This is a genomic window from uncultured Flavobacterium sp. (genome assembly GCF_963974175.1).
Lineage (GTDB): Bacteria > Bacteroidota > Bacteroidia > Flavobacteriales > Flavobacteriaceae > Flavobacterium.
The window spans coordinates 104,345-126,820 of sequence record NZ_CAXBBR010000009.1; the positions used below are offsets into that span (position 1 = coordinate 104,345).

At 33.3% G+C, this 22,476-nt stretch carries 19 protein-coding genes; 9 read left to right on the plus strand and 10 right to left on the minus strand.

The genetic code is table 11. The features are described 5' to 3' along the window. Positions 1-92: 92 nt before the first annotated feature. A complete protein-coding gene (locus AAC069_RS13865; protein ID WP_339921058.1) occupies positions 93-1,160 on the minus strand; it encodes a branched-chain amino acid aminotransferase in 1,068 nt (355 codons plus the stop codon). Positions 1,161-1,465: 305 nt separating this feature from the next. Here AAC069_RS13865 and mnmD point away from each other — a divergent pair, with 305 nt between their 5' ends. The 3 genes from mnmD (at position 1,466) to AAC069_RS13880 (ending at position 2,911) form a co-directional block, all read left to right on the plus strand. After that, on the plus strand, positions 1,466-2,131 hold the full coding sequence (mnmD, locus tag AAC069_RS13870; protein WP_339921059.1) for a tRNA (5-methylaminomethyl-2-thiouridine)(34)-methyltransferase MnmD: 666 nt from the start codon (positions 1,466-1,468) through the stop codon (positions 2,129-2,131). Positions 2,132-2,285: 154 nt separating this feature from the next. After that, entirely contained in the window at positions 2,286-2,483 is a 198-nt protein-coding gene (locus tag AAC069_RS13875; RefSeq protein WP_091092957.1) for a hypothetical protein, read from the plus strand. Between the two features lie 233 nt (positions 2,484-2,716). Then, positions 2,717-2,911: a hypothetical protein gene (locus AAC069_RS13880; protein WP_091092959.1), complete on the plus strand. Its 195-nt coding sequence runs from the start codon at positions 2,717-2,719 to the stop codon at positions 2,909-2,911. 39 nt (positions 2,912-2,950) lie between these two features. On the opposite strand, the gene AAC069_RS13885 is transcribed toward AAC069_RS13880, so the two are convergent. After that, positions 2,951-3,892 carry a LysR substrate-binding domain-containing protein gene (locus AAC069_RS13885; RefSeq protein ID WP_091092962.1) on the minus strand — a complete coding sequence of 314 codons (942 nt, stop codon included), beginning with the start codon at positions 3,890-3,892 and terminating at the stop codon, positions 2,951-2,953. A gap of 95 nt (positions 3,893-3,987) precedes the next feature. Here AAC069_RS13885 and AAC069_RS13890 point away from each other — a divergent pair, with 95 nt between their 5' ends. The 4 genes from AAC069_RS13890 to can all read left to right on the plus strand — a co-directional run bounded on the left by AAC069_RS13890 (position 3,988) and on the right by can (position 7,347). Then, positions 3,988-4,461, plus strand: coding sequence for a Dps family protein (locus AAC069_RS13890; RefSeq protein ID WP_339921061.1), 474 nt, complete (start codon positions 3,988-3,990; stop codon positions 4,459-4,461). 142 nt (positions 4,462-4,603) lie between these two features. Continuing rightward, the gene (locus AAC069_RS13895; RefSeq protein ID WP_091092964.1) at positions 4,604-4,888 is read left to right on the plus strand and encodes a hypothetical protein; all 285 of its coding nucleotides are present in this window, start codon (positions 4,604-4,606) and stop codon (positions 4,886-4,888) included. Between the two features lie 83 nt (positions 4,889-4,971). Then, a complete protein-coding gene (locus tag AAC069_RS13900; RefSeq protein ID WP_339921062.1) occupies positions 4,972-6,630 on the plus strand; it encodes a SulP family inorganic anion transporter in 1,659 nt (552 codons plus the stop codon). Between the two features lie 81 nt (positions 6,631-6,711). After that, entirely contained in the window at positions 6,712-7,347 is a 636-nt protein-coding gene (gene can, locus AAC069_RS13905) for a carbonate dehydratase (RefSeq protein WP_339921063.1), read from the plus strand. Positions 7,348-7,382: 35 nt separating this feature from the next. Here the strand turns inward: can and AAC069_RS13910 are convergent, their stop codons facing one another. Together AAC069_RS13910 and AAC069_RS13915 are read right to left on the minus strand one after the other, a co-directional pair. Further along, positions 7,383-8,588 (minus strand): LETM1-related biofilm-associated protein, encoded by a 1,206-nt coding sequence (locus AAC069_RS13910; protein ID WP_339921064.1) that lies wholly within the window; start codon positions 8,586-8,588, stop codon positions 7,383-7,385. Between the two features lie 113 nt (positions 8,589-8,701). Next, on the minus strand, positions 8,702-9,229 hold the full coding sequence (locus AAC069_RS13915) for a superoxide dismutase family protein (RefSeq protein WP_339921065.1): 528 nt from the start codon (positions 9,227-9,229) through the stop codon (positions 8,702-8,704). Positions 9,230-10,008: 779 nt separating this feature from the next. On the opposite strand from AAC069_RS13915, the gene AAC069_RS13920 reads away from it, so the two are divergent. Beyond that, positions 10,009-11,649 (plus strand): BCCT family transporter, encoded by a 1,641-nt coding sequence (locus AAC069_RS13920; RefSeq protein WP_339921066.1) that lies wholly within the window; start codon positions 10,009-10,011, stop codon positions 11,647-11,649. Next, the gene (locus tag AAC069_RS13925) at positions 11,642-12,499 is read left to right on the plus strand and encodes a universal stress protein (protein ID WP_339921067.1); all 858 of its coding nucleotides are present in this window, start codon (positions 11,642-11,644) and stop codon (positions 12,497-12,499) included. The genes AAC069_RS13920 and AAC069_RS13925 overlap by 8 nt, the downstream gene beginning before the upstream one ends. 193 nt (positions 12,500-12,692) lie before the next feature. On the opposite strand, the gene AAC069_RS13930 is transcribed toward AAC069_RS13925, so the two are convergent. The 6 genes from AAC069_RS13930 to AAC069_RS13955 all read right to left on the minus strand — a co-directional run bounded on the left by AAC069_RS13930 (position 12,693) and on the right by AAC069_RS13955 (position 22,186). Next, a complete protein-coding gene (locus AAC069_RS13930) occupies positions 12,693-14,483 on the minus strand; it encodes an acyl-CoA dehydrogenase family protein (RefSeq protein ID WP_339921068.1) in 1,791 nt (596 codons plus the stop codon). Positions 14,484-14,575: 92 nt separating this feature from the next. Beyond that, the gene (locus AAC069_RS13935) at positions 14,576-15,757 is read right to left on the minus strand and encodes an acetyl-CoA C-acyltransferase (RefSeq protein WP_339921069.1); all 1,182 of its coding nucleotides are present in this window, start codon (positions 15,755-15,757) and stop codon (positions 14,576-14,578) included. Positions 15,758-15,761: 4 nt separating this feature from the next. Continuing rightward, positions 15,762-18,152: a 3-hydroxyacyl-CoA dehydrogenase NAD-binding domain-containing protein gene (locus AAC069_RS13940; protein ID WP_339921070.1), complete on the minus strand. Its 2,391-nt coding sequence runs from the start codon at positions 18,150-18,152 to the stop codon at positions 15,762-15,764. Continuing rightward, positions 18,136-18,603 (minus strand): MarR family transcriptional regulator, encoded by a 468-nt coding sequence (locus AAC069_RS13945; RefSeq protein ID WP_339921071.1) that lies wholly within the window; start codon positions 18,601-18,603, stop codon positions 18,136-18,138. The genes AAC069_RS13940 and AAC069_RS13945 overlap by 17 nt, the downstream gene beginning before the upstream one ends. A 710-nt stretch (positions 18,604-19,313) precedes the next feature. Continuing rightward, positions 19,314-20,366 carry a proline iminopeptidase-family hydrolase gene (locus AAC069_RS13950; protein ID WP_339921072.1) on the minus strand — a complete coding sequence of 351 codons (1,053 nt, stop codon included), beginning with the start codon at positions 20,364-20,366 and terminating at the stop codon, positions 19,314-19,316. Positions 20,367-20,410: 44 nt separating this feature from the next. Then, positions 20,411-22,186 (minus strand): long-chain fatty acid--CoA ligase, encoded by a 1,776-nt coding sequence (locus tag AAC069_RS13955; protein ID WP_339921074.1) that lies wholly within the window; start codon positions 22,184-22,186, stop codon positions 20,411-20,413. Between the last annotated feature and the right edge of the window lie 290 nt (positions 22,187-22,476).

Consider the following 22,476-nt stretch of genomic DNA (forward strand, 5'->3'; position numbering starts at 1 on the left):
TGAAAAATGAGTTTATAAAAAAAAGCGATTTCCAAATCTGGAAATCGCTTTTTTACTTAAGGTAGTACCCGTTAATTAATGGGGACTGAAATCTATACTTTTACAGTCCAGCCAAATGTATCTTCAGCCAGTTTGTGTTGCATATTTGTTAATTTATCTTTCAATTGCATTGCATATGAATTTTCAGTTTTTGGCAATTCATAATAAACATCTTGATATGAGAATCCAATAATCGGATTAACTACGGCTGCAGTACCTGCTCCAAATATTTCTTTTAAAGTACCGTTTTTAGATGCTTCAACAAGTTCTGAAACTAAAACTGGGCGTACTGAAACAGTGATGCCTTCTTTTTCAGCCAAGTCAATAAGACTTTTTCTGGTAATACCATCAAGGATTCTTTCACTTGTAGGAGCAGTGAATAAAGTATCGTTTATTCTGAAAAACACATTCATTGTACCAGCTTCTTCCAATTTTGTATGTGTTGCATCATCAGTCCAAATTACCTGTTGAAAACCGGCAGCATTTGCTAAGCTAGTTGGGTAAAATTGTGCAGCATAATTACCTGCGGCTTTAGCAGCTCCAATTCCACCATTTGCGGCTCTACTGAAATGCTCTGCTATTAATACTTTTACTTCCCCAGAATAGTACGATTTTGCAGGAGATAAAATAACCATAAATTTGTAATCATTAGATGGATTTGCAATAACTCCCTCACCGGTAGCTATCATAAAAGGTCTGATGTACAATGAATTTCCTTTTCCTTTTTTTATCCAAGCTTCATCTAACTTTAATAATTCGTTTAACCCATTCATAAAAACATCCTCAGGAACTTCTGGCATAGCCATTCTTACAGCTGAATTATTGAATCTTTTATAATTCTCATCAGGTCTAAAAAGCCAAACGTCATCACTTTCATCTTTATAAGCTTTCATTCCTTCAAAGATAGCTTGACCATAATGAAAAACTCTAGCCGAAGGGTCTAACAAAAATGGTGCGTACGGCTTAATGACCGGTTTTTGCCATTCTCCATTTTTAAAGTCACATTCTAGCATATGATCGGTGAATACCGAACCAAAGCTTAAATTGTCAAAATCTACTTGGTTAATTTTTGAAGTCGCTGCTTTTATGATATCAATTTTGTTAGTGTGAGTTGTGCTCATAATATTATTTTGTTTTTATTTTAGTGTTGAAAATAGTGTTAACGGTTAGTTACAACATGCTATTAATGCAAATTAAACTTTGATTCATGCAAAATTAAATAAAAATCAATGAAATTCTTATGAAAACATCATTAATTATAGCTTTTAATTGTGATTTATTTACAGTTATTAAAATCAAATAAAAAGCTTGTATTTTCTGTCGAATTTACAATAAATGGGGTTTTTTGAGTGAACTATAACGGATTTTATTAAATTTGACCAAGTACAAAAAACATAAAATTAATATTACCTTCAAAAATAGTATTTTGAAAAGAGAAATTATACAGACACTTGATGGTTCGACCACCATACAAATTAAGGAATGGGATGAATGCTATCATTCTAAGCATGGTGCGATACAGGAAGCCCAACATGTTTTTATAAAAAACGGACTATCGTTATTTCAAAACAAGGAAATTTCAATTTTAGAAATAGGTTTCGGTACTGGACTGAATGCTTTTATTACGTTTTTGGAGGGAAGGAAGATGAATCAATCTATTGACTATGTAGGAGTAGAAGCCTACCCTATATCAGCAGAAGAACTGGTTTCTATGAATTATGTTGAAGAATTGAATGCAACTGATGATAAAGGCATTTTTGAACTTATGCATCAATGCAATTGGGAAGAAAAGGAGACTTTTGGGAATGATTTTTCATTAACCAAAAGGAAGCAGTTATTTGAAGAGATTAATGATTTAGATCGATTTGACCTGATTTATTTTGATGCTTTTGGTTATCGTGTACAACCAGATTTATGGAGTACTGCCATATTTAAAAAAATGTTTGATGCGCTTAAAGACAATGGGGTTTTAGTTACCTATGCGGCTCGTGGTGTTGTGAAAAGGAGTATGATTGAGGTAGGTTTTACTGTAGAGAAACTGGCAGGTCCTCCTGGTAAAAGAGAAATGTTTCGCGCAAGAAAGTTTGCTTGATTTTTTAGTGGATTGAATTGTAAGTTTTTTTATTATAATAGCATGTTGAAATAATAATGAAAATTACACGTTAAGTTTACAAGCGGTAAGTATAAAAAATGTATTTTTACAATAAGTTAAAAATCAAAATTTAACCATAAATTCTTAATTTATTATGTCTAAAATCATGTATGATTACACAAAATCAATACTAGAAAGAGTGAGTTTCGACCCAATACTTTTTTGTAAAGAGTTAGAAAAAGCGATCAAAACATTGTTGCCTTATGAGATGGAACAATTGCGAGAGTGGTTATTTAACTTTATAATCGAAAAACCAGAATTACAGCAATGTGTATTAAAAGTAAACCCATAAATTAAAAAAGGAACCTTGATAGGTTCCTTTTTTTTTACTTTAAAACGTAAAAAGTATACTACAATTACTATTTAGTTTAAAATTAGTGATGTAGGAATTTTAATAAATTAGATTGTAAAAAGTGTATTTAAACGATGTTTATTGTGTTTAATCTGCTTTTTTACTGTGATTATTGTCATTAATCAATATATTTACAATATGTTTTATTAAGATAATTTTTAAACCCTATTGTTATGTCTAGAATGATTTATGATTACACAAAAGAGGTACTTGAAAGAGTGAGCTTTAACCCCGAGCTTTTTATTAAAGAGCTTAAAAAAGCAATTAGAAATTTATTACCCTACGAAATTGACCATTTAAGGAAATGGCTTTTGTTCTTTACGAATGAAAAACCAGACTTAAAAGTGTGTCTTTCTATAATTGAATGAAGACTAAAAAAAAGGAACATCAGCTGATGTTCCTTTTTTTTATTTGCTTTTGAGTGGGCTTACAATTTGTACATTTTGAAAAACAATAGCTCCTTTTATTACTCCGGCGATTGTGGTTCGTAGTGCGTCAATTATATGCATTTTCAATTCACTTTTTGGAAAAATTAAGCTAACTTCTCTAGCTGGTTTTGGTTCTGCAAAGTGACGTAGTTTCACTTTGTCAGATTCTTTTAAATCTAAAGTATGCAAATAGGGAAGTAGCGTTGTACCTAATCCTTCATCGGCTAGTTTTATTAATGTTTCAAAACTTCCGCTTTCTATTTGAAAATGGCTAAATTCATTTTTCGGATTGTTTTTGCACAAATTCAATATACCGTCTCTGAAACAGTGACCATCTTGGAGTAAAAGGATTTCATCTAGATTTAAATCGGAGATGGTAATTTCCTCTTTATTAAACTGCTGATGACTTTCAGGAATGTAAGCTACAAAGGGTTCGAAATATAAAACGATTTCCTTTATTTTTTCTTCCATCAAAGGAGTGGCTGCAATTGCAGCATCCAGATGGCCATTATTAAGTTTAGTGATAATCTCCTCCGTATTTAACTCTTCTATTATCAGTTTAACTTTTGGATATTTTTTTATAAAATTATTTAAAAACATAGGAAGCAACGTGGGCATGATTGTAGGAATTATTCCTAATCTAAATTCCCCTCCTACAAATCCTTTTTGTTGTTCGACAATGTCCTGGATGCGATCCGCTTCATTGACAATATTTTTAGCTTGATTGACAATCTTTTGTCCAATATCAGTAAGCTGAATTGGTTTTTTAGATCGGTCAAATATTAATATGCTTAATTCCTCTTCAATTTTTTGAATTTGCATACTTAATGTGGGTTGCGTAACAAAACATTTTTCTGCAGCTAAGGTGAAATTTTTATGTTCAGCAACTGCTAAGACGTATTTCAATTGAGTAATTGTCATTTTTGATAGTATTTTACAATGCAAATATAAAAACAATCAATTTAATTTATAGTGTATTTCGTGGTTTTCTTGGTTACTTTGTTAAAAATAAAAACATGAAAACGAATATTTTAGGTCTACCAGTAAAAGAAACAGAAATAATAATCAGTGAACTAAATTCATTATTGTCCAATTATCAAGTTTACTACCAGAATTTGAGAGGAATTCATTGGAACATTAGAGGAAAACGTTTTTTTGATTTGCATGTAAAATTCGAAGAATTGTATAATGATTCACAATTAAAGATTGATATGATAGCGGAGCGTGTTTTAACTTTGGGAGGGACTCCTTTGCACACATTTGAAGATTATATTAAGCACAATAAAATAGAAGTTGGTAAAAATATTTCAAATGATGAAAAAGCGGTTCACCTAATTGTGAATTCATTGTCTCATCTATTAATTTTAGAAAGAGAAATTTTAAATAAAACAGCAGTGGTTAATGATGAAGGTTCTAATGCCATGATGAGTGACTTTATTGCTGAGCAAGAGAAAACGATCTGGATGATGCAAGCATGGTTAGAAGAATAGCACATTCCCTTTTTACTTTATCAATAAATGAAAACCAAAATAGTAGTTACATATTATTTTGGTTTTTTTGTAAATGTTAAATTTTAACAAAATTATTTCCCCTTAGTTCCAAATTGAGAAGTTTAATCATACTTTTGTAATAATGAAATTTATAGCACGCATTTTTTTATTCTTATTTATAGCTTTTCTAGCAACGCCAGCAATAGTGACGATGATAGAGAAGTCGTGCGATACTTCTGTCTTTTTTAGTTTATCTGAAGAGGAACATACTCAAAAAGAGGTTAAAGTTTTTGCTTACCACACTGAAATAGAACTTGGATTCTTATTGGGAAAGCATAATAAATCAAGCCTTATCCATTCTGTAAATCTCTCTAAACACGATAAGATTTCAGCAACTATATTTTCCCCTCCACCTAACTTGGCTTAATACTTCGGATTGTATTTTTTAAAAAATTAACTGTCTCATTTAAAAATGTTGTGGACAGTTTACGTATAAATTATTGTAGTATTATGACAAAGAAAATTAATCTTTTTGCCAACCTTAAATCTGATTTTGCATCAGGTTTAGTGGTTTTTTTGGTGGCGCTCCCATTGTGTTTAGGAATTGCGATGGCTTCTGGTGCACCTTTATTCTCGGGAATTATTTCTGGTATTATTGGTGGAATTGTAGTAGGGTATTTGAGTAAATCACACCTTAGTGTTTCTGGACCAGCAGCTGGTTTAACAGCTATTATATTAACAGCAATCACTGATTTTGGTGCTTTTGATATTTTTTTAACGGCAGTTTTAATTTCTGGGTTTGTTCAACTTGGTTTAGGATTTATAAAAGCAGGTAGTATCTCAAATTACTTCCCAACTAATGTAATTGAAGGGATGCTTGCCGGAATTGGACTTATTATTATTCTAAAACAATTACCTCATGCATTTGGTTATGACGCTGATTTTGAAGGAGACCAATCTTTTGTGCAAGCAAACGGCGATAACTCTTTCTCTTCATTATTTGAAGTTTTTAATCACGTTCAATTAGGTGCTATTGTAATTACGGTGGTTTCCTTAATCATTCTTATTTCGTGGGATAAAGTACCTTTTTTAAAGAAGTTGAAATTAGTTCCAGGTGCGTTAATCGCTGTAGTCGCTGGGATTGTTTTAAATGAAATTTTCATTTCATCAGGAAGCTCATTAGCAATATCTAAAGAACACTTAGTTTCGTTACCTATTCCTACATCTTTTGATGAATTAAAGTCAATCATTGTTACACCTAATTTTTCAGGTTTCACAAATCCTAAAGTATGGGTTGTAGGTTTAACGATTGCCATAGTCGCTTCTATCGAAACATTATTATGTATTGAAGCTTCTGATAGAATGGATGCTCAAAAAAGATATACGGATACTAATATAGAGCTTAAAGCACAAGGTATTGGTAATATTGTCAGTGCATTAATAGGTGGTTTACCTATGACATCTGTGGTAGTACGTACATCTGCTAATAATGCAGCTGGTGCAAAATCAAAAATGTCTGCTATCATACACGGAGTTTTACTTTTAATAAGTGTATTAGTTATTCCAGTTATTCTTAATAAAATACCATTAGCAACATTGGCTACGATTTTAATTTTAGTAGGATATAAATTAGCTAAGCCGGCTACTTTTAAACACTTTTGGGAGAAAGGAAAATACCAATTTATACCTTTTGTAGCTACCTTAGTTGCGGTTGTTACAACTGATTTATTAAAAGGAGTAGCGTTAGGTATCGTAATTAGTATTATTTTTATCTTAAAAGGGAATCTTAAAAGAGCTTATAGCTTTAAAAAAGAGGAGTATGTTGATGGAGATATTATTCATATTGATTTAGCCCAAGAAGTTTCTTTTTTAAATAAAGCAGCTATAAAAAGCACATTAAATGATATTCCAGAAAATTCTAAAGTAATTATAAATGCTGATGACACTGTTTATATTGCACATGATATTTTAGATTTGATTAAAGAGTTTAAAGAAACCCGCGCTAAAGAAGAAAATATTAAGGTAAAACTTAAAGGGTTTAAAGAAGCATACGATTTAGAAAACTCACCTGATAGTGCTAATCATGTTTCTTTTGAACATTATTATGATGTTGCAAAAAGAAAGATGGTAAAAAAAGAAGTAGCTACTGAGACTTTAGAAAATAAGTAAACAAAAAAATTATAGATTAATTAATACTCGTAATTTTAGTAAATTATAGAGTTGGTTATAAATTTAAAAACTTAAATAAAAATGAGTGATTTTTATAAAAAAATATTAGAAAACAATAAAGAATGGGTTGAAAAAGCATTAGCTGTAGATCCAAATTATTTTGCAGATTTGGCCAAAGGGCAAACACCACCATTATTGTGGATTGGTTGTTCAGACAGTCGTGTTCCAGCAAATGAAATTATCGGTGCTAAGCCAGGTGAGGTTTTTGTACATAGAAATATCGCTAATATGGTGGTCCATTCAGATATGAATATGTTAAGCGTGCTAGACTATGCAGTTAATGTATTAAAGGTAAAGCATGTTATTGTTTGTGGGCATTATGGATGTGGTGGAGTTAAAGCGGCTATGGGTAATCAGTCTATTGGTATTATCGACAACTGGATTCGTCATATTAAAGATGTTTATCGTTTACATAATGACTATTTAGATTCGATTGAGGATGAAACAGAACGTTTTAATACTTTTGTAGAAATCAATGCAAAAGAGCAAGTTTTTGATTTATCTAAAACGTCGATTGTACAGGCAGCATGGAAAAACGGCCAAGATCTAAGTATTCACGGTTGGGTTTACGGTTTAAATTCAGGTTTTGTAACCGACTTAAATGTAAATATTAGTTCCAATAAAGAGTTGGATGAAGTTTTTCAATTGAAGTTCTAAAAATAAAAAAAATCGCCTTAGGGCGATTTTTTTATTTAATCTATATCTATATCTGAATTTTCATTGAAGGCCGACGGAAGTAATTTTGGAATAAATTTGATAAGGATAGGTAATAGCAAGCTACCTCCAGGAAGCAAAAATATAGTCAGGGACGGAATGGTTTTGCAAATTTCTAATAATTGCTTTTTCACCTTTTTCTTTTCTCTTTCATCCAAGTCTCTCCTTGTGGAGATTCCTAAAAGTATCATTAAATCTCTACTTTGAACAATTTCTTTGACCAATCGATTTTTGTTTCGTGTAATTAATGTGATTACACTTTGAGTCGTTTGGTCATAAAAATGTTTAACAGGATTCGAATAGTTGAAATAAGGAATTTTGCTTTTATGTTTTGTGATAAATGCATCGGTATTATTAATGCTTTCCGTTACAAAAGAGTCAGGAACTGAAATCAGTTCTGCTAATTTGTGCAAAAAGTAAGCTTCTTCATTTTCAATCTTTCCATCGCTCCACAGTGCCATTCCCGCCATATCAATTAGATAATATTTCTCTAATTCAGATTCAAAATATTTCAGATTGAGTTCTTCTAGATTTTGAACACTTACTTTTGAAAATTTACTATAGCGTACTGAGGCTTCAAACAACTTATTTAATAAATCGTCATATTTGGATTTATTGGATTTGGTTTTTAAAGCAAGAGAAACAATGCTAATGACTGCTTCTTCTATTTTTTTAAGATATTTCTCGGGTATTTGACCATGAATTAAATATTGGCGAAAAGCTAAAACATCTATAAAAAGTAAAGCATTCGTTACAATATGAGAAAAGTTTTTGCTGATGATGTCAATGTTGGTTTGAACTCGATCATCAATTATTTTTTCCAAATTTAAAGAAGGCGGACTATCAGGTAATATTTTTTTTAGCAAATTATACCCTTGAGGAGTCATCTCATTATAGAAGTCTAAGGCTTTAGACAGAAAATTATCTGGATTGTTGTCACGGGTACTTAATCCATAAATTGCATAGAGTGTATTTAACAAAGCAACCTTTGGGATTTCATTTTGAACCCAGCCCTTCGTTGTTATAGGAACGGTGGTTTCAAAAGAAACAATGTGTCCGTATATAAATCCTGTTTTTCTAATATTGGTGTAAAACAAATCAGGACTCTCGTAAACAATTTGTTCCTTGTTCTTTTGTTTTGAAAAATACTTATCTATCCAACCGGATGCTGAAGGGTTAATCATTGTTTATTTTTAATAGTACAAAGCTATGTTATTTTATTGTCTTGGGATTAAATAAAAATAAAATATGCCTACAGTTATTTTAAAATAAGTACAGGCATATTTATACTAGTAAATTACTTGATAATAGCTGAACATGCTACTCTTGCTCCGGCATTACCAGAAGGTTGCGATACAAAATCATCAGCTCCTTCATGTACAATTAATCCTTTACCTAAAATATCTTTTGTAGGATCTCCTGAACCAATATTCCATTCATCTGTAGTTATAGTTATCGTTCCATTACCGTTAGCGTCAGCTGTGAAATTCCCTATGTCGCCTTTATGGTATTCGCCTACACCCCATTTTCCGTGTTTTTTGAAGGTAGGGTTCCAATGTCCGCCAGCTGAGCTTCCATCTGCAGCTGAACAATCAGATTTTTCATGGATATGAATGGCATGAATTCCTGGTTTTAACCCTGCTATTTTAGCTACGAAAGTTACTTTGCCATTTTTCTCAATAAAAGTGGCTGTACCAGAAACGTTGCTGTTGCTTTTTGCTTCAAAAGCAATAACTAATTTTTTAGCATCACTAGAGCTACTGTTGGTTTTACAACCAATAATTACAGCAATTATAAGGGCGATTGAAAATATGATTTTTTTCATGATAGTTTGTGGGTTACAATTATTATATAAAATTACGTATAAAATAACTATCGATAAATTAAATCACTATTAAATATTTAATAGGATAGTCTCACAAATTGTGGGGACTTATAAATGGTTACTTACATTCAGTGGTAAGTATTTCTATTTTGATTATTATTTGCAAGCTAAATAAGTAGTAAGTTTCTCTTTTTGGAGGTGTATAAGTGTACTTATTTATAGAAATAGTACTTTTTATTACCCAAATTGGGTTATAAAGCACTTTTATAAAGAGTTCGCTAACTGTTATTAATGAACTTTTTAATAGAATAAATGTAAATTGTTCATTATTCTGTTTCTATAGTTACGGTATTCTCTGTGAGTTTTTCTAATGTCTATTTATGGGTTGTATCGGCTCTTTTTTGACTAAATTTGCAGTCCAATATTTTGCTTTTTTAAGACTGTTTTTAATTAAACAGGTTGACATTGATTAAAGATCTTTAATCATTTACTCATTTAAGTTTTTTCGATATACACGCTAGGACATTTAGTCATTAGTTATGCTGTTATTTTGCTTTTTTCGCAAAAAAAAAGGTTCCTGATTTATTGATTATGATAGGAATATAAGTAGAGATTTAGTCCCTACGGGAAGTGTATATCGTTTTTTTAGATTATCCTTGGAGGCAATTATTTGTGCGTTTAGATTAATATTGGTTGGTTACGATTATTAGGTTTTATATATAAATGGAGGGTTTAAAACCCTTAGAGAGATTAAATTACATTAAATAACAAAATGATTTATGGCTAAGAAGATTATAAGAAGTGATGAGAGGAAATCCATTTTTGGATTGGATGTTAATGGGCCTGTGTTTTTTACATCGGCGATTACCATCATCATCATAATAGCATTAACGCTGATGTTTAAAGACGGGGCTGAACAAGTTTTTACGGAGGTTCAGAATTTTGTTGCCAATAAAGCGGGTTGGTTTTTTATCTTAAGTGTCAATATTTTCTTGATATTTATGGTTTATTTGGCCTTCAGTAAATTTGGCCATTTAAGAATTGGAGGGCAAAACGCAAAACCTGAGTTTAAAACGCTGTCGTGGTTCGCGATGCTTTTTAGTGCGGGAATGGGAATTGGATTGTTGTTTTGGAGTATTTCAGAACCAGTTTATCATTTTCTAAGCCCACCAATGGCAGAAGGCGGAACTGCTGAAGCAGCCAAGGAAGCTATGAGGTTTACCTTCTTACACTGGGGCTTTCATGCCTGGGCAGTTTATGCATTGGTAGGATTATCCCTGGCGTATTTTACGTATTCACGAGGGCTTCCACTTACCATTAGATCTATTTTTTATCCTTATTTAGGAGATAGAATTTATGGGAAAATTGGAGATGCCATTGACATCTTCGCTGTAATTGCTACTTTATTTGGTCTTGCTACTTCTTTAGGAATGGGAGTGCAACAAATTGCAGCAGGATTAAATCACCTTTGGGGAATAGATAGTGGTGTACAAACTCAAATTCTTTTAATTGGTGGAATAACTGCAATTGCTACCGTTTCAGTTGTTTTAGGAGTGGATAAAGGGGTGCGAATCCTGAGTGAATGGAATATGAGAATAGCATTGACTTTTCTTTTAATAGTTGTGGTATTAGGACCAACAATCTTTATTTTTAAATCATTCGTACAAAATACAGGAAATTATTTATCTAGTATTTTAGAACTTTCAACTTGGACAGAAAGTTATACGGGTGCTAACTGGCAAAATGCCTGGACCGTTTTTTACTGGGGATGGTGGATTGCATGGTCGCCTTTCGTAGGGATGTTTATTGCTCGAATTTCAAAAGGACGTACTGTACGTGAGTTTATTTTAGGTGTTTTGTTAGTACCTTCTCTTGTAACTTTTTTCTGGATTACTGCTTTTGGAAGTACCGCTTTACATATGACACTTCTGGGAGATGATACTATTTCAAAAGCTGTGAATGATAACGTTGCTACTGCACTGTTTGTGTTTTTAGAAGATTATCCTTTCGCATTTTACCTTAACATTATCGCTATAATTTTAATTGCAGGATTCTTTATTACCTCTTCAGATTCAGGATCTTTAGTAGTAGATAATTTAACTTCTGGAGGTAAGATTGACGCACCAGTAGGCCAAAGAATATTTTGGGCTCTTGCTGAAGGTGGTGTAGCTGCTGTTCTATTGATAGGGGGTGGATTACAGGCACTTCAAACCGCAACCATAGTTACCGGATTACCATTTGCCGTAATTTTAATAGTCATGTGTTTTTCACTTTACAAAGGTTTAAGTGAAGACCTGAAGAAATTACAAAAACGAGAATTGCAAAAAGACCTTGAGAATTACGAGGAAATAGTTTCGGACATCGTTAAAAAACAAAATAGTATTAGCAAAACAAAATTAAATATTCCCAATAATGACTGAAATTAAAAACATCTTGGTCGCCTTAGACCTTTCGGATATTGATAACACCCTAATTGAGTATGCATCATTTATTGCAGAGACGCTTAAGGTTAAGAAAGTATACTTTGTACATAATATCAAAAAATATGAGATCTCAGAATTATTTGAAGAGCAGTTAAAGGATATTAACCTTGACGAAATAATAGGGGATGAGTTAAATGAAAAAGTAGAAGAAAAATTTAAGTCTTCAGTTGAATGGGAAGTTCTTATTTCTGAAGATCCTTATTCAGAATCTTTGATCAATTATATCGTCAACAAGTATGAGGTTCAGTTGGCTTTAATTGGAAATAAAAACAAGATTAAAGGTACTGGAGTTGTTAGCGGAAAGCTATTGCGTTTACTGAAATGTAATATTTTGTCTATTCCTAAAAATGCGAAACCAGTTATTAGCAATATTTGGGCTGGAACCGATTTTTCAAGTGCTTCGAATAAAGTTTTTGAAGTGGCTGAAAGTTTACAGAATAGTACAGCGGCTAAAGTAAAAGCAGTACACGTTTACAATGTGCCATTACAATTTTCTCCTTATATTCCAAAGGAACACCTTGATACGAAGATTGAAAATCACCTAAAGGAAAAGTATGAGAAATTCATAAAAAAGGTGGGATACAAAGGGGAACTTACTACTGAGATTATTCCTGGAAGAGATAGTGGGGTTGCAGAAAAACTGCGTGCTAAAGCCGAAGCTTCTAAGGTTGATCTTATTATCGTAGGAGACAAAGGTAGAAATACTTTCTCTTCTTTACTTGTAGGAAGCGTTACTGAGGAGCTTTTTAATCAAGATCTGGAAGTACCTTTATGGATTGTAAAGTAGTAGATTAAAGCTGGACACAATTCCTAATATATAAAATGAGCCCATGATTTTGATCGTGGGCTCATTTTTTTGAGTAAACTAGTTCCGATTCCGTTGAAATAAAAACCATTGGATATAGAAATTAAAAAACCGCAATCAGTGATGATTGCGGTTTTTTTAACAAATAAAATTTAACTAAAAACTATCTTTTTGCTTAAAAGCAATATTCGTTTTCTGCAACTAATTTAGAAGTAATAGCTTCTCTTAGTCCAACAACATTTGGCATATTAGTATATTTAGTAAAACGTCTCAACCCCATAAGCATCATACGTTGTTCGTCACCTTCAGCAAAAGAGATTATGCTTTCTTTTCCTTTTAGAGTTACAACATCAACTGCTTGGTACAAGTATAATTTTGCCATTGCAATTTGTTCCACTATTTTGTCTTCACCTTCTTTTTTGGCCATTTTTTCAGTTCTTAAAATGGTACTTTCAGCCATGTAGATTTCGATAAGAATATCAGAAGCTGCCATTAATAACTGTTGGTGTGCATCTAAGTCTGGTCCGTATTTTTGAACGGCACCACCTGCTACCATTAAGAATGCTTTTTTCAATTTAGCAATCATTTCTTTTTCCTCAGCAAATAATTGAGAGTAGTCAGGAGTTTCAAAAGAAGGTATTCCCATTAACTCTTCTTGCACTTTTGAAGCAGGTCCTAATAAGTCAACATGACCTTTCATCGCTTTTTTAATCAACATTCCTACTGAAAGCATTCTGTTGATTTCGTTAGTACCTTCGTAGATACGAGCGATACGAGCATCTCTCCAAGCACTTTCCATTGGAGTGTCTTCTGAGAATCCCATTCCACCAAAGATTTGAATTCCTTCATCAGCACAGTTTTGTACATCTTCAGAAACCGCCACTTTAAGGACTGAACATTCGATAGCATATTCTTCAACCCCTTTTAATTCGGCGTCTTGATGCGTAGCTCCTTCAGCTTCACGAGCAGAGATTCTATCTTCAATATTTTTTGCTGCTCTATAAGTAGCACTTTCACCAGCGTAACAGGAAGTTGCCATTTCAGCTAATTTAGAACGAATCGCTCCAAACTGTGAAATTGCAGTGTTAAACTGGATTCTTTCGTTTGCATATACAGTTGCATTAGTAATCACTCTACGTTGTGCGTCAAGACAGGCTGCAGCCAATTTGATACGACCAACATTCAAAGCATTCATAGCAATTTTAAAACCATTCCCTCTTTCAGAAAGCATGTTTTCAACAGGAACTTTAGTTTCGTTAAAGAAAACTTGACGAGTTGAAGAAGCACGAATTCCTAATTTGTGTTCTTCTTCACCCATTGAGATTCCATTGTCATCAGAATTTTCAACAATAAAACCAGTGATGTTTTTATCATCTCCAATACGTGCAAAAACGATGAATACGCTACAGAAACCTGCATTCGAAATCCACATTTTTTGACCTGTGATAGAATATGATTTTCCGTCTTCAGATAAAACAGCTTTTGTTTTTCCTGAATTCGCATCTGACCCAGCACCTGGCTCAGTCAAACAATAAGCACCAAACCATTCGCCAGAAGCTAATTTAGGTACGTATTTTTGTTTTTGTTCTTCTGTACCGTATAAAGTGATTGGCATAGTTCCAATTCCTGTATGTGCTCCAAAAGCAGTTGAGAATGATCCCGTTGCTCCTGAGATATAATCACAAACCAAAACTGTATTTACAAATCCCATTCCCATTCCACCGTAAGCTTCAGGAACAGCAACGCTTAAAAAACCTAAGTCACCCGCTTTACGCATAGTTTCTTCAGTTAAGGCGTAATCTTTCTTTTCAAAACGGTCTTTATTAGGCCATAATTCTTTGTCTACAAACTCTTTTACAGAGTCACGCATCATTAATTGTTCTTCATTGAAATCCTCAGGAGTGAAGATATCTTCGCACTTTGTTTCTTTTACAAGGAATTGTCCTCCTCTAGTTACGTCGCTCATTTTATTATTTTTTTAAATGATATTTTTTTATTTTTTTTATTATCTAAATCCTTCAATAATTTCAAGTTGATAAAATTGATGGAAGTCACAAACTACATCACTTCATAAATACCTGCAGAACCTTGACCTGTACCAACACACATCGTAACGATTCCGTATTTGTTACCACGACGTTTCATTTCGTCAAATAATTGAACAGATAGTTTAGCACCTGTACAACCTAGTGGATGTCCCATTGCGATTGCACCACCGTTTACATTGATGATATCAGGATTTAAATCAAGTTCTCTTATTACTGCTAGCGATTGTGAGGCAAAAGCTTCGTTTAGTTCTATTAAGTCGATATCATTGATAGATAGTCCTGCTTGTTTCAATACTTTTGGTATTGCTTTTACAGGTCCTATTCCCATGATTCTTGGTTCAACACCTGCAGAAGCAAAGTTTACTAATCTAGCGATAGGTTCTAGGTTTAGTTCTTTTACCATCTCTTCGCTCATTACAAGTACAAAAGCGGCGCCATCACTCATTTGTGAGGAGTTACCAGCTGTTACGCTTCCACCAGCTTCAAAAACGGGTCTTAAACCTGCTAATGCTTCTTTTGAAGTTCCAAATCTTGGTCCTTCATCTTTGTTTACTACGTAAGACTTTGTTTCTTTTTTACCATTTTCATTGATAAACGTTTGTTCTACTGTGATAGGAACAATTTGTTTGTCAAATTTACCATCAGCTTGTGCTTTTAAGGCTTTCATATGAGAATTGTAAGCAAACTCATCTTGATCTTCTCTAGACACTTTAAATTGCTGTGCTACTGCTTCGGCTGTTAAGCCCATTCCCCAGTAGTAGTCTTCGTTTCCAGCTTTTGCAACAGCATAATCTGGAGTTGGTTTGTAACCTCCCATCGGGATAAAACTCATACTTTCAGCACCACCTGCAATAATACAATGTGCCATTCCTGACTGTATTTTTGCTGTAGCCATTCCTATTGTTTCTAATCCAGAAGCACAGTATCTATTTACTGTTACTCCTGGAACATCTTCAATTTTTAATCCCATTAAAGAGATTAAACGTCCCACATTAAGTCCTTGTTCTGCTTCAGGCATGGCATTTCCTACCATAACATCATCAATACGAGTTTTGTCAAAATCTGGTAATTCATTCATCATGAATTGAATAGTTTCTGCTGCTAACTCATCAGGTCTTTTAAATCTGAACACCCCTTTAGGAGCTTTCCCTACGGCTGTTCTGTATGCTTTTACTATATAGGCTGTTTTCATTTTTTTAGTTTCTTAGAGGTTTCCCTTTGGTTAACATAAATTGGATTCTTTCCAATGTTTTTCTTTCAGTACAAAGTGATAAGAAGGCTTCACGTTCCAGATCCAATAGGTATTGTTCTGATACTAATGTTGTCTCAGATAAATCACCACCAGCCATTACATAAGCTAGTTTGTTAGCGATCTTCTTATCATGCTCAGAAATGTATTTTCCAGCTTCCATTTGGTCTGTACCTACTAAGAACATCCCTAAAGCTTGTTTTCCTAATACTTTTACGTCCGTTCTGCGGATAGGTTGTGTATAACCAGCTTCGGCCATTAATAAAGCATGTTTCTTCGCTTCGGCGATTTGACGGTCTTTGTTTACCACAATAATATCTTTACCGTGTTGTAACAATCCTGTGTCAAATGCTTCGTAACCTGAAGTCGATACTTTTGCCATAGCGATCGTCAAGAAATATTCTTGCAATACATTAAGCTCCACATCATTTTTATGGAATAAGTCTGATGCACGCAATGCTAGTTCTTTAGAACCTCCACCACCAGGAATCACACCTACACCAAATTCAACAAGTCCCATGTATGTTTCTGCAGCAGCAACAACTTTATCAGCGTGTAAGCTCATTTCGCATCCACCACCAAAAGTCATTCCGTGTGGTGCTACTACTACTGGTATAGAAGAATAACGTACACGCATCATCGTATCTTGGAACATTTTGATAGCCATATTCAACTCATCATATTCTTGCTCCACGGCCATCATAAAGATCATACCGATGTTTGCTCCAACAGAGAAGTTTCCTGCTTGATTACCAATAACTAATCCTTGGTATTCTTTTTCGGCTAAGTCAATTGCTTTATTGATTGCTTGTAAAACATCACCACCAATAGTATTCATTTTTGATAGGAACTCTAAGTTGATGATTCCATCACCTAAGTCAGTGATCACACCACCACTGTTACTCCATATTTTTTTGCTTTCGCGAATGTTGTTCAGGATGATAAAATCATCTTGACCTGGAATTTTAGTTTGTGCTTTTGTAGGAATGTTGTAAAAATTAGTAGCACCGTCTTTAACAGTGTAAAAACTTTTGTTTCCTGCAGCTAACATCTCATTTACCCAAGCAGCTGGTTCAAGACCTTCCGCTTTCATAATGGCGACCCCTTTTTCTACTCCAATAGCATCCCAAATTTCGAATGGACCATTTTCCCAACCGAAACCAGCTTTCATGGCATCATCGATTTTGTATAGTTCATCTGAGATTTCTGGAATTCTGTTTGAAACATAAGCAAACATACCAGCAAAACTCTTGCGGTAAAATTCACCTGCTTTGTCTTTTCCTTTTACAAGAACTTTAAAGCGGTTAATAGGCTTGTCAATTGTTTTAGTAAGTTCTAAAGTAGCAAAAGATGCTTTTTTAGCTGCTCTATATTCTAAAGTGTTTAAGTCTAAAGTCAGAATTTCTTTTCCTTCTTTTTTATAAAAACCTTGCCCTGTTTTACTACCTAACCATTTATTTTCCATCATTTTATTGACGAAATCTGGTAATTTGAACAATTCGTGTTGTTCATCATTTGGACAGTTTTCATAAATACCGTTCGCAACATGAACTAAAGTATCTAATCCTACCACATCCACTGTTCTAAAAGTAGCCGATTTTGGACGACCAATAACTGGACCAGTCAATTTATCTACTTCTTCAATAGTTAAGCCCATTTCTTTAACCAAATGGAATAAACTTTGAATACCGTAAATTCCAACACGGTTTCCGATGAAAGCAGGAGTATCTTTAGCAACAACCGAAGTTTTTCCTAAAAATTTCTCTCCATATATAGTAAGGAAATCCAATACTTCAGATGAAGTTTGTGGACCAGGAATAATTTCGAATAATTTTAAGTAACGTGCAGGGTTAAAAAAGTGAGTCCCACAGAAGTGTTTTTGAAAATCTTCAGATCTTCCTTCACTCATAAAGTGAATTGGAATTCCTGATGTATTTGAAGTAATCAAAGTACCCGGTTTACGGTATTTTTCCACTTGTTCAAATACTAATTTTTTGATATCTAATCTTTCTACAACAACCTCAATAATCCAATCAACGTCAGCAATTTTTGCCATATCGTCGGTTGTATTTCCAGTTGTAATTCGGTTTGCGAATTTTTGGCTGTAAATAGGAGAGGGTTTCGATTTCAGAGCATTGTTTAAGTGCTCATTTACTAAGCGATTGCGAACAATTTTACTTTCTAATGTCAATCCTTTCTTTGTCTCTACTTCAGTAAGTTCTCTAGGAACGATATCGAGAAGTAAAACTTCGACACCAATATTGGCAAAATGGCAAGCAATTCCCGAACCCATAATTCCGGATCCGATTACTGCAACTTTTTTAATTGTGCGTTTCATTGTCTATTTTTTCAGTTTGATTAAATATATGTTTATTTTGAATTAATTCGTTGATCGTTTCGGAGACTTCAATAAAGTGTTGTAGTTTCTCATCCGTAATGTGATTTTTTACGGTTTCATTAAACTTTAAAACAGTGTTTTTTGATAAATCTCTTTTTTCTTTCCCTAACTCAGTTAAGTATATTAAGACGCCACGACCATCATCTGGATTTTTCTTACGGATTATTAGTCCTTTTTCTTCCATAGATTTTAAGGTTCTGGTAAGACTGGTTGCCTCCATTCCCATTTTAGGACCTAAGGACGTAGAAGGCGTACCTACATTTTTATCCATACTCAACAAGGCAAACCCTGTTGCCATTGTGGCACCGTACTTTGAAGCTTCTTCATTGTACATTCTTGAAACAGCTTGCCAAGTAGCTCTTAAAATGTAATCTATTGTTTTATCTTTCATATATAACTATATCGATTTCAAATATAATAAAAAAATACTATGCACGCATAATAAAATTAATTTATTTTTGTGTTAAAAATTTATGATTACAAAAAAACTCCTCACAAAAGGAGAAGTTTTTTTAGAAAATGTCGAATTATCAAAGTTCTATTTAAGCTTTCCGTTAACAAAAGCAATTGATGTTCCTATACTAGCCCCTGTTATTATTGAAATAAGAATATCAATAGCCATATTTTCATAATTTACAGGCATATTGGAATACATGAAAAAGTTCATCGACAAACTAGAAAAAAATCCAATTATAGATCCTATTTGTAAACCAATGATAGGGTTTTTAATTATCGAAAACCGATTCATTATATAGGAAGCAAAGAATCTATAGGTAACACTTACTAAAAGTACAAATAGCTAAGTTCATATTTCGTCTTGGGGAAAAATGTCTTTAAAGACGATTCCATAGAATAGCCCACCTAAGAGAAAGTAGAAAATACCTGCTACAATACCAGAAACTATAAAGTTTGTTGCTTTTATTAGTCTTTATATTTATTATTAAAGATATTAAAAAATAAGCAATACGGCATTAAAAAGTATAAAAAAACACCAAATACGCAATGGTAAGTGCTTGTTTTCTTCGAAAAAGGAGGGGGGTAATGTGGTTAGAAAAAACAATCTGGATTAACAGTAATTATGTGGTGTCAATACTTTTCGTGTTATCCCTTTTTAAAAGTGCCGTTATCTACGTCTTTTAAAAATTTTATCAATCCGTTAAAATATGTTTTTTGATCATCATATTGTGAAAGGTGACTGCCATTTGGGCAAAATAGAAACCTTCCGTTTTGAACTTCATTGGCAATCCATTTCATATGTTCCGGATCCATGGTGTCATATTTAGAACCAATTGACAGTGTTGGGACCGTTAATGTTTTTAGTCTGTCTTTTACATCCCAATTTTTTAGCGAGGCATTTCCAGTAATACCAAATTCACTGTGTCCCTGCATAAATACATAAACATTAGGGTTGATGTGCTTGAAACAGCGATTGATTGATTCGGGCCATTCTTCCAAAGGCTTTCTTAGAATGTGTTCTGTGTAATAATATTTGAAAAGTAACTCGCTGTATTTTGGATTGTCAAAGTCATTGTTTTTCTCCATTTGCTGCAGTTCTTTTAGGATTTTCGGATCCATTTGTGGTGCAAGAACTTCTTGGGCGTAGGCATTATATTCAGGAATACTGGCCATCATATTAGATATGATCAAACCTTTTAAATTCTTTTGGTACTTTAATGCATACTCCATGGCTAGGATTCCGCCCCAAGATTGCCCTAAGATATAAAAATTAGAACTGTCTGCACCTAGTGCAATTCGGACTTGTTCTACTTCCTCAACGAAACGTTCGTTAGTCCATAAGCTGTCATCATTAGGCTGATCACTGTAATAAGACCCCAATTGATCGTAATAAATGTATTCGATGCTTTCGTTTGGGAAATAACCGTCAAAACATTCGTATAATTCGTGTGTTAATCCAGGTCCACCGTGAAGTAATAATACTTTAATTGTAGGGTTATTCCCCACGGTTTTTGTCCACACTTTAAAGGTTCCTTTTGGTGTAGTAATAGGAATCATTTTTATACCTCCCGTATATTGGAATTCTCGTTTAGAATAATCCAAATAATTCGCTTTAATAGGATCTTCCTCTTTCTTTTGCTCGCAATTAGAAAATAACAAAATACTTAATAGAGAATAAAACAGGATTTTTAGTTTCATGGTTACCGTATTTATTAGTTATAATTCTAAACGAGAGTATTACATTAATTGTAGATTTTATGGAATAAATTGATATATTTTTCCATAACTATTTTTCTTTTTAGCTTGAGTGTTGGTGTAAGTTGACCACCTTCTATTGACCAAATATCTGGAGTTAGTTCAAAACGTTTAATCTTCTCCCAATTTCCAAATTTCTCGTTTAAACCATCAATTTCTTCCTGAATTCTTGCAATTACTTTTTCGTTAGACACAATGTCTTCATTGCTTGCTCCTATGTCTATTTTATGAATAAGTGCCCATTCTTTTACGAATTCAAAATCAGGTTGAATGAAGGCTGCCGGCATTTTTTGTCCGTCACCGATCACCATAATTTCAGTTATGAAACGAGATTGTTTCATTGTGTTTTCAATAAGTTGTGGTGCAATATATTTCCCTCCAGAAGTTTTGAACATTTCTTTCTTGCGATCCGTGATTTTTAAAAAACCATCCTTGTCTAAGTTTCCTATATCCCCAGTGTGAAAATAACCGTCAACTATGACTTCACTCGTTAATTTTTCATCTTTATAATAACCCATCATTACATTAGGTCCTTTACAAAGGATTTCGCCGTCTTCGGCAATTTTAACATCTACATTATCAATTACTCTTCCAACAGTTCCAACTCTGAAACCTCCATTTCTTACATCATTTACGGATATAACTGGTGAAGTTTCGGTTAAACCATACCCTTCCATTACTGGAATTCCGGCCGCAGCAAAAATCCGAGTTAATCTAGGTTGTAGCGCAGCACTTCCTGAAACCATTAAATCTAAGTTACCACCTAATCCTTCTTTCCATTTGCTGAAAATTAATTTTCGCGCAATTTTAAGTTGCATTTCATACCATAGACCATTAGCACCATATGGTTCATAGGCTAATCCCAATTCAATTGCCCAAAAGAACAATTTCTTTTTAACCCCAGTAAGTTCTGCCCCTTTGGCATAGATTTTATCATATACTTTTTCAATAAGCCTTGGAACAACTGTAATAACTGTTGGCTTTACTTCTTTTATATTATCACTGATTTTCTCAATAGATTCTCCAAAATATATTGAAACACCATAGTATTGGTGTAAATACAAAATCATTCTTTCAAAAATATGGCAAACAGGAAGGAAGCTTAATGCAGTACTTTTTCCAGCCTCAAATGGAATTCTTGGAGCACTGTTTAATACGTCTGACACGATATTATTATGTGAAAGCATAACTCCTTTTGGTCGACCTGTTGTTCCTGATGTATAAATGATTGTGGCTAAATCACCAGGTTTAACCAAACTTTTGCTGTAATCAACATCATTTTGATTGCTTTGGTCTTCGCCAAGAACAAGTAATTCCTTCCAGTTTTTACAACCTTCGATAGGGTTAAAAGAAAAGACTTCTTTTAGGTTAGGAACTTTCTCTTTTATTAAATTTACTTTTTTAAGTATTTCTGCATCAGATACAAAACAATATATTGCTCCGGAGTGGTTCAATATGTATTCATAATCGTCTTCGGTAATTGTTGGGTATATGGGTACGTTTTGGGCTCCAGTTTGCAGAATACCAATGTCCATAATATTCCATTCCGTTCTGTTGCTGGAAGAAATAACGGCGATTTTATCGTCTTTTTTAATTCCCATTCGTAATAATGCTCTCGAGACTGCATTTGCTTGAGAAATATATTCTTGTGTGGATGTTTTTATCCAAACACCATCCTGCTTTGTATTTAAAGCGTCTGGAATTGAAGTATATTTGTCTTGTTGATAATAAGGGAAATCAAAGAGTCTGGTTACTTGAGTCATTATGCGAAGGTTGAATTTTATCGCAAATTAAATAAAAAATGACAATAATTTTGGATTTTAAAAATTAAAATGGAAAAATTAAATGTTATCTACATTCTGTTACGAAATCGATTTCTTTATTTTGAGTTTAAAAGCTTGACTATAAGTCAAACAAAGAGGTAGAAGTAGTCTCTGTTTAAATACATAGTACTTATTTTAAAGAATAAAATTTTACATCAATTGGATGCATTTCTACTTTTTACTCTCATTTATTCGACAACAAACTTCAATAGTTCTTTAATTTCAGCGTT

Coding starts and splice junctions, on each gene's coding strand:
- AAC069_RS13865 (WP_339921058.1), bottom strand. CDS start 1,160: ATGAGCACAACTCACACTAACAAAATTGATATCATAAAAGCAGCGACT.
- AAC069_RS13875 (WP_091092957.1), top strand. CDS start 2,286: ATGTCTAAAATCATGTATGATTACACAAAATCAATACTAGAAAGAGTG.
- AAC069_RS13880 (WP_091092959.1), top strand. CDS start 2,717: ATGTCTAGAATGATTTATGATTACACAAAAGAGGTACTTGAAAGAGTG.
- AAC069_RS13885 (WP_091092962.1), bottom strand. CDS start 3,892: ATGACAATTACTCAATTGAAATACGTCTTAGCAGTTGCTGAACATAAA.
- AAC069_RS13890 (WP_339921061.1), top strand. CDS start 3,988: ATGAAAACGAATATTTTAGGTCTACCAGTAAAAGAAACAGAAATAATA.
- AAC069_RS13895 (WP_091092964.1), top strand. CDS start 4,604: ATGAAATTTATAGCACGCATTTTTTTATTCTTATTTATAGCTTTTCTA.
- AAC069_RS13900 (WP_339921062.1), top strand. CDS start 4,972: ATGACAAAGAAAATTAATCTTTTTGCCAACCTTAAATCTGATTTTGCA.
- can (WP_339921063.1), top strand. CDS start 6,712: ATGAGTGATTTTTATAAAAAAATATTAGAAAACAATAAAGAATGGGTT.
- AAC069_RS13910 (WP_339921064.1), bottom strand. CDS start 8,588: ATGATTAACCCTTCAGCATCCGGTTGGATAGATAAGTATTTTTCAAAA.
- AAC069_RS13915 (WP_339921065.1), bottom strand. CDS start 9,229: ATGAAAAAAATCATATTTTCAATCGCCCTTATAATTGCTGTAATTATT.
- AAC069_RS13920 (WP_339921066.1), top strand. CDS start 10,009: ATGGCTAAGAAGATTATAAGAAGTGATGAGAGGAAATCCATTTTTGGA.
- AAC069_RS13925 (WP_339921067.1), top strand. CDS start 11,642: ATGACTGAAATTAAAAACATCTTGGTCGCCTTAGACCTTTCGGATATT.
- AAC069_RS13930 (WP_339921068.1), bottom strand. CDS start 14,483: ATGAGCGACGTAACTAGAGGAGGACAATTCCTTGTAAAAGAAACAAAG.
- AAC069_RS13935 (WP_339921069.1), bottom strand. CDS start 15,757: ATGAAAACAGCCTATATAGTAAAAGCATACAGAACAGCCGTAGGGAAA.
- AAC069_RS13940 (WP_339921070.1), bottom strand. CDS start 18,152: ATGAAACGCACAATTAAAAAAGTTGCAGTAATCGGATCCGGAATTATG.
- AAC069_RS13945 (WP_339921071.1), bottom strand. CDS start 18,603: ATGAAAGATAAAACAATAGATTACATTTTAAGAGCTACTTGGCAAGCT.
- AAC069_RS13950 (WP_339921072.1), bottom strand. CDS start 20,366: ATGAAACTAAAAATCCTGTTTTATTCTCTATTAAGTATTTTGTTATTT.
- AAC069_RS13955 (WP_339921074.1), bottom strand. CDS start 22,186: ATGACTCAAGTAACCAGACTCTTTGATTTCCCTTATTATCAACAAGAC.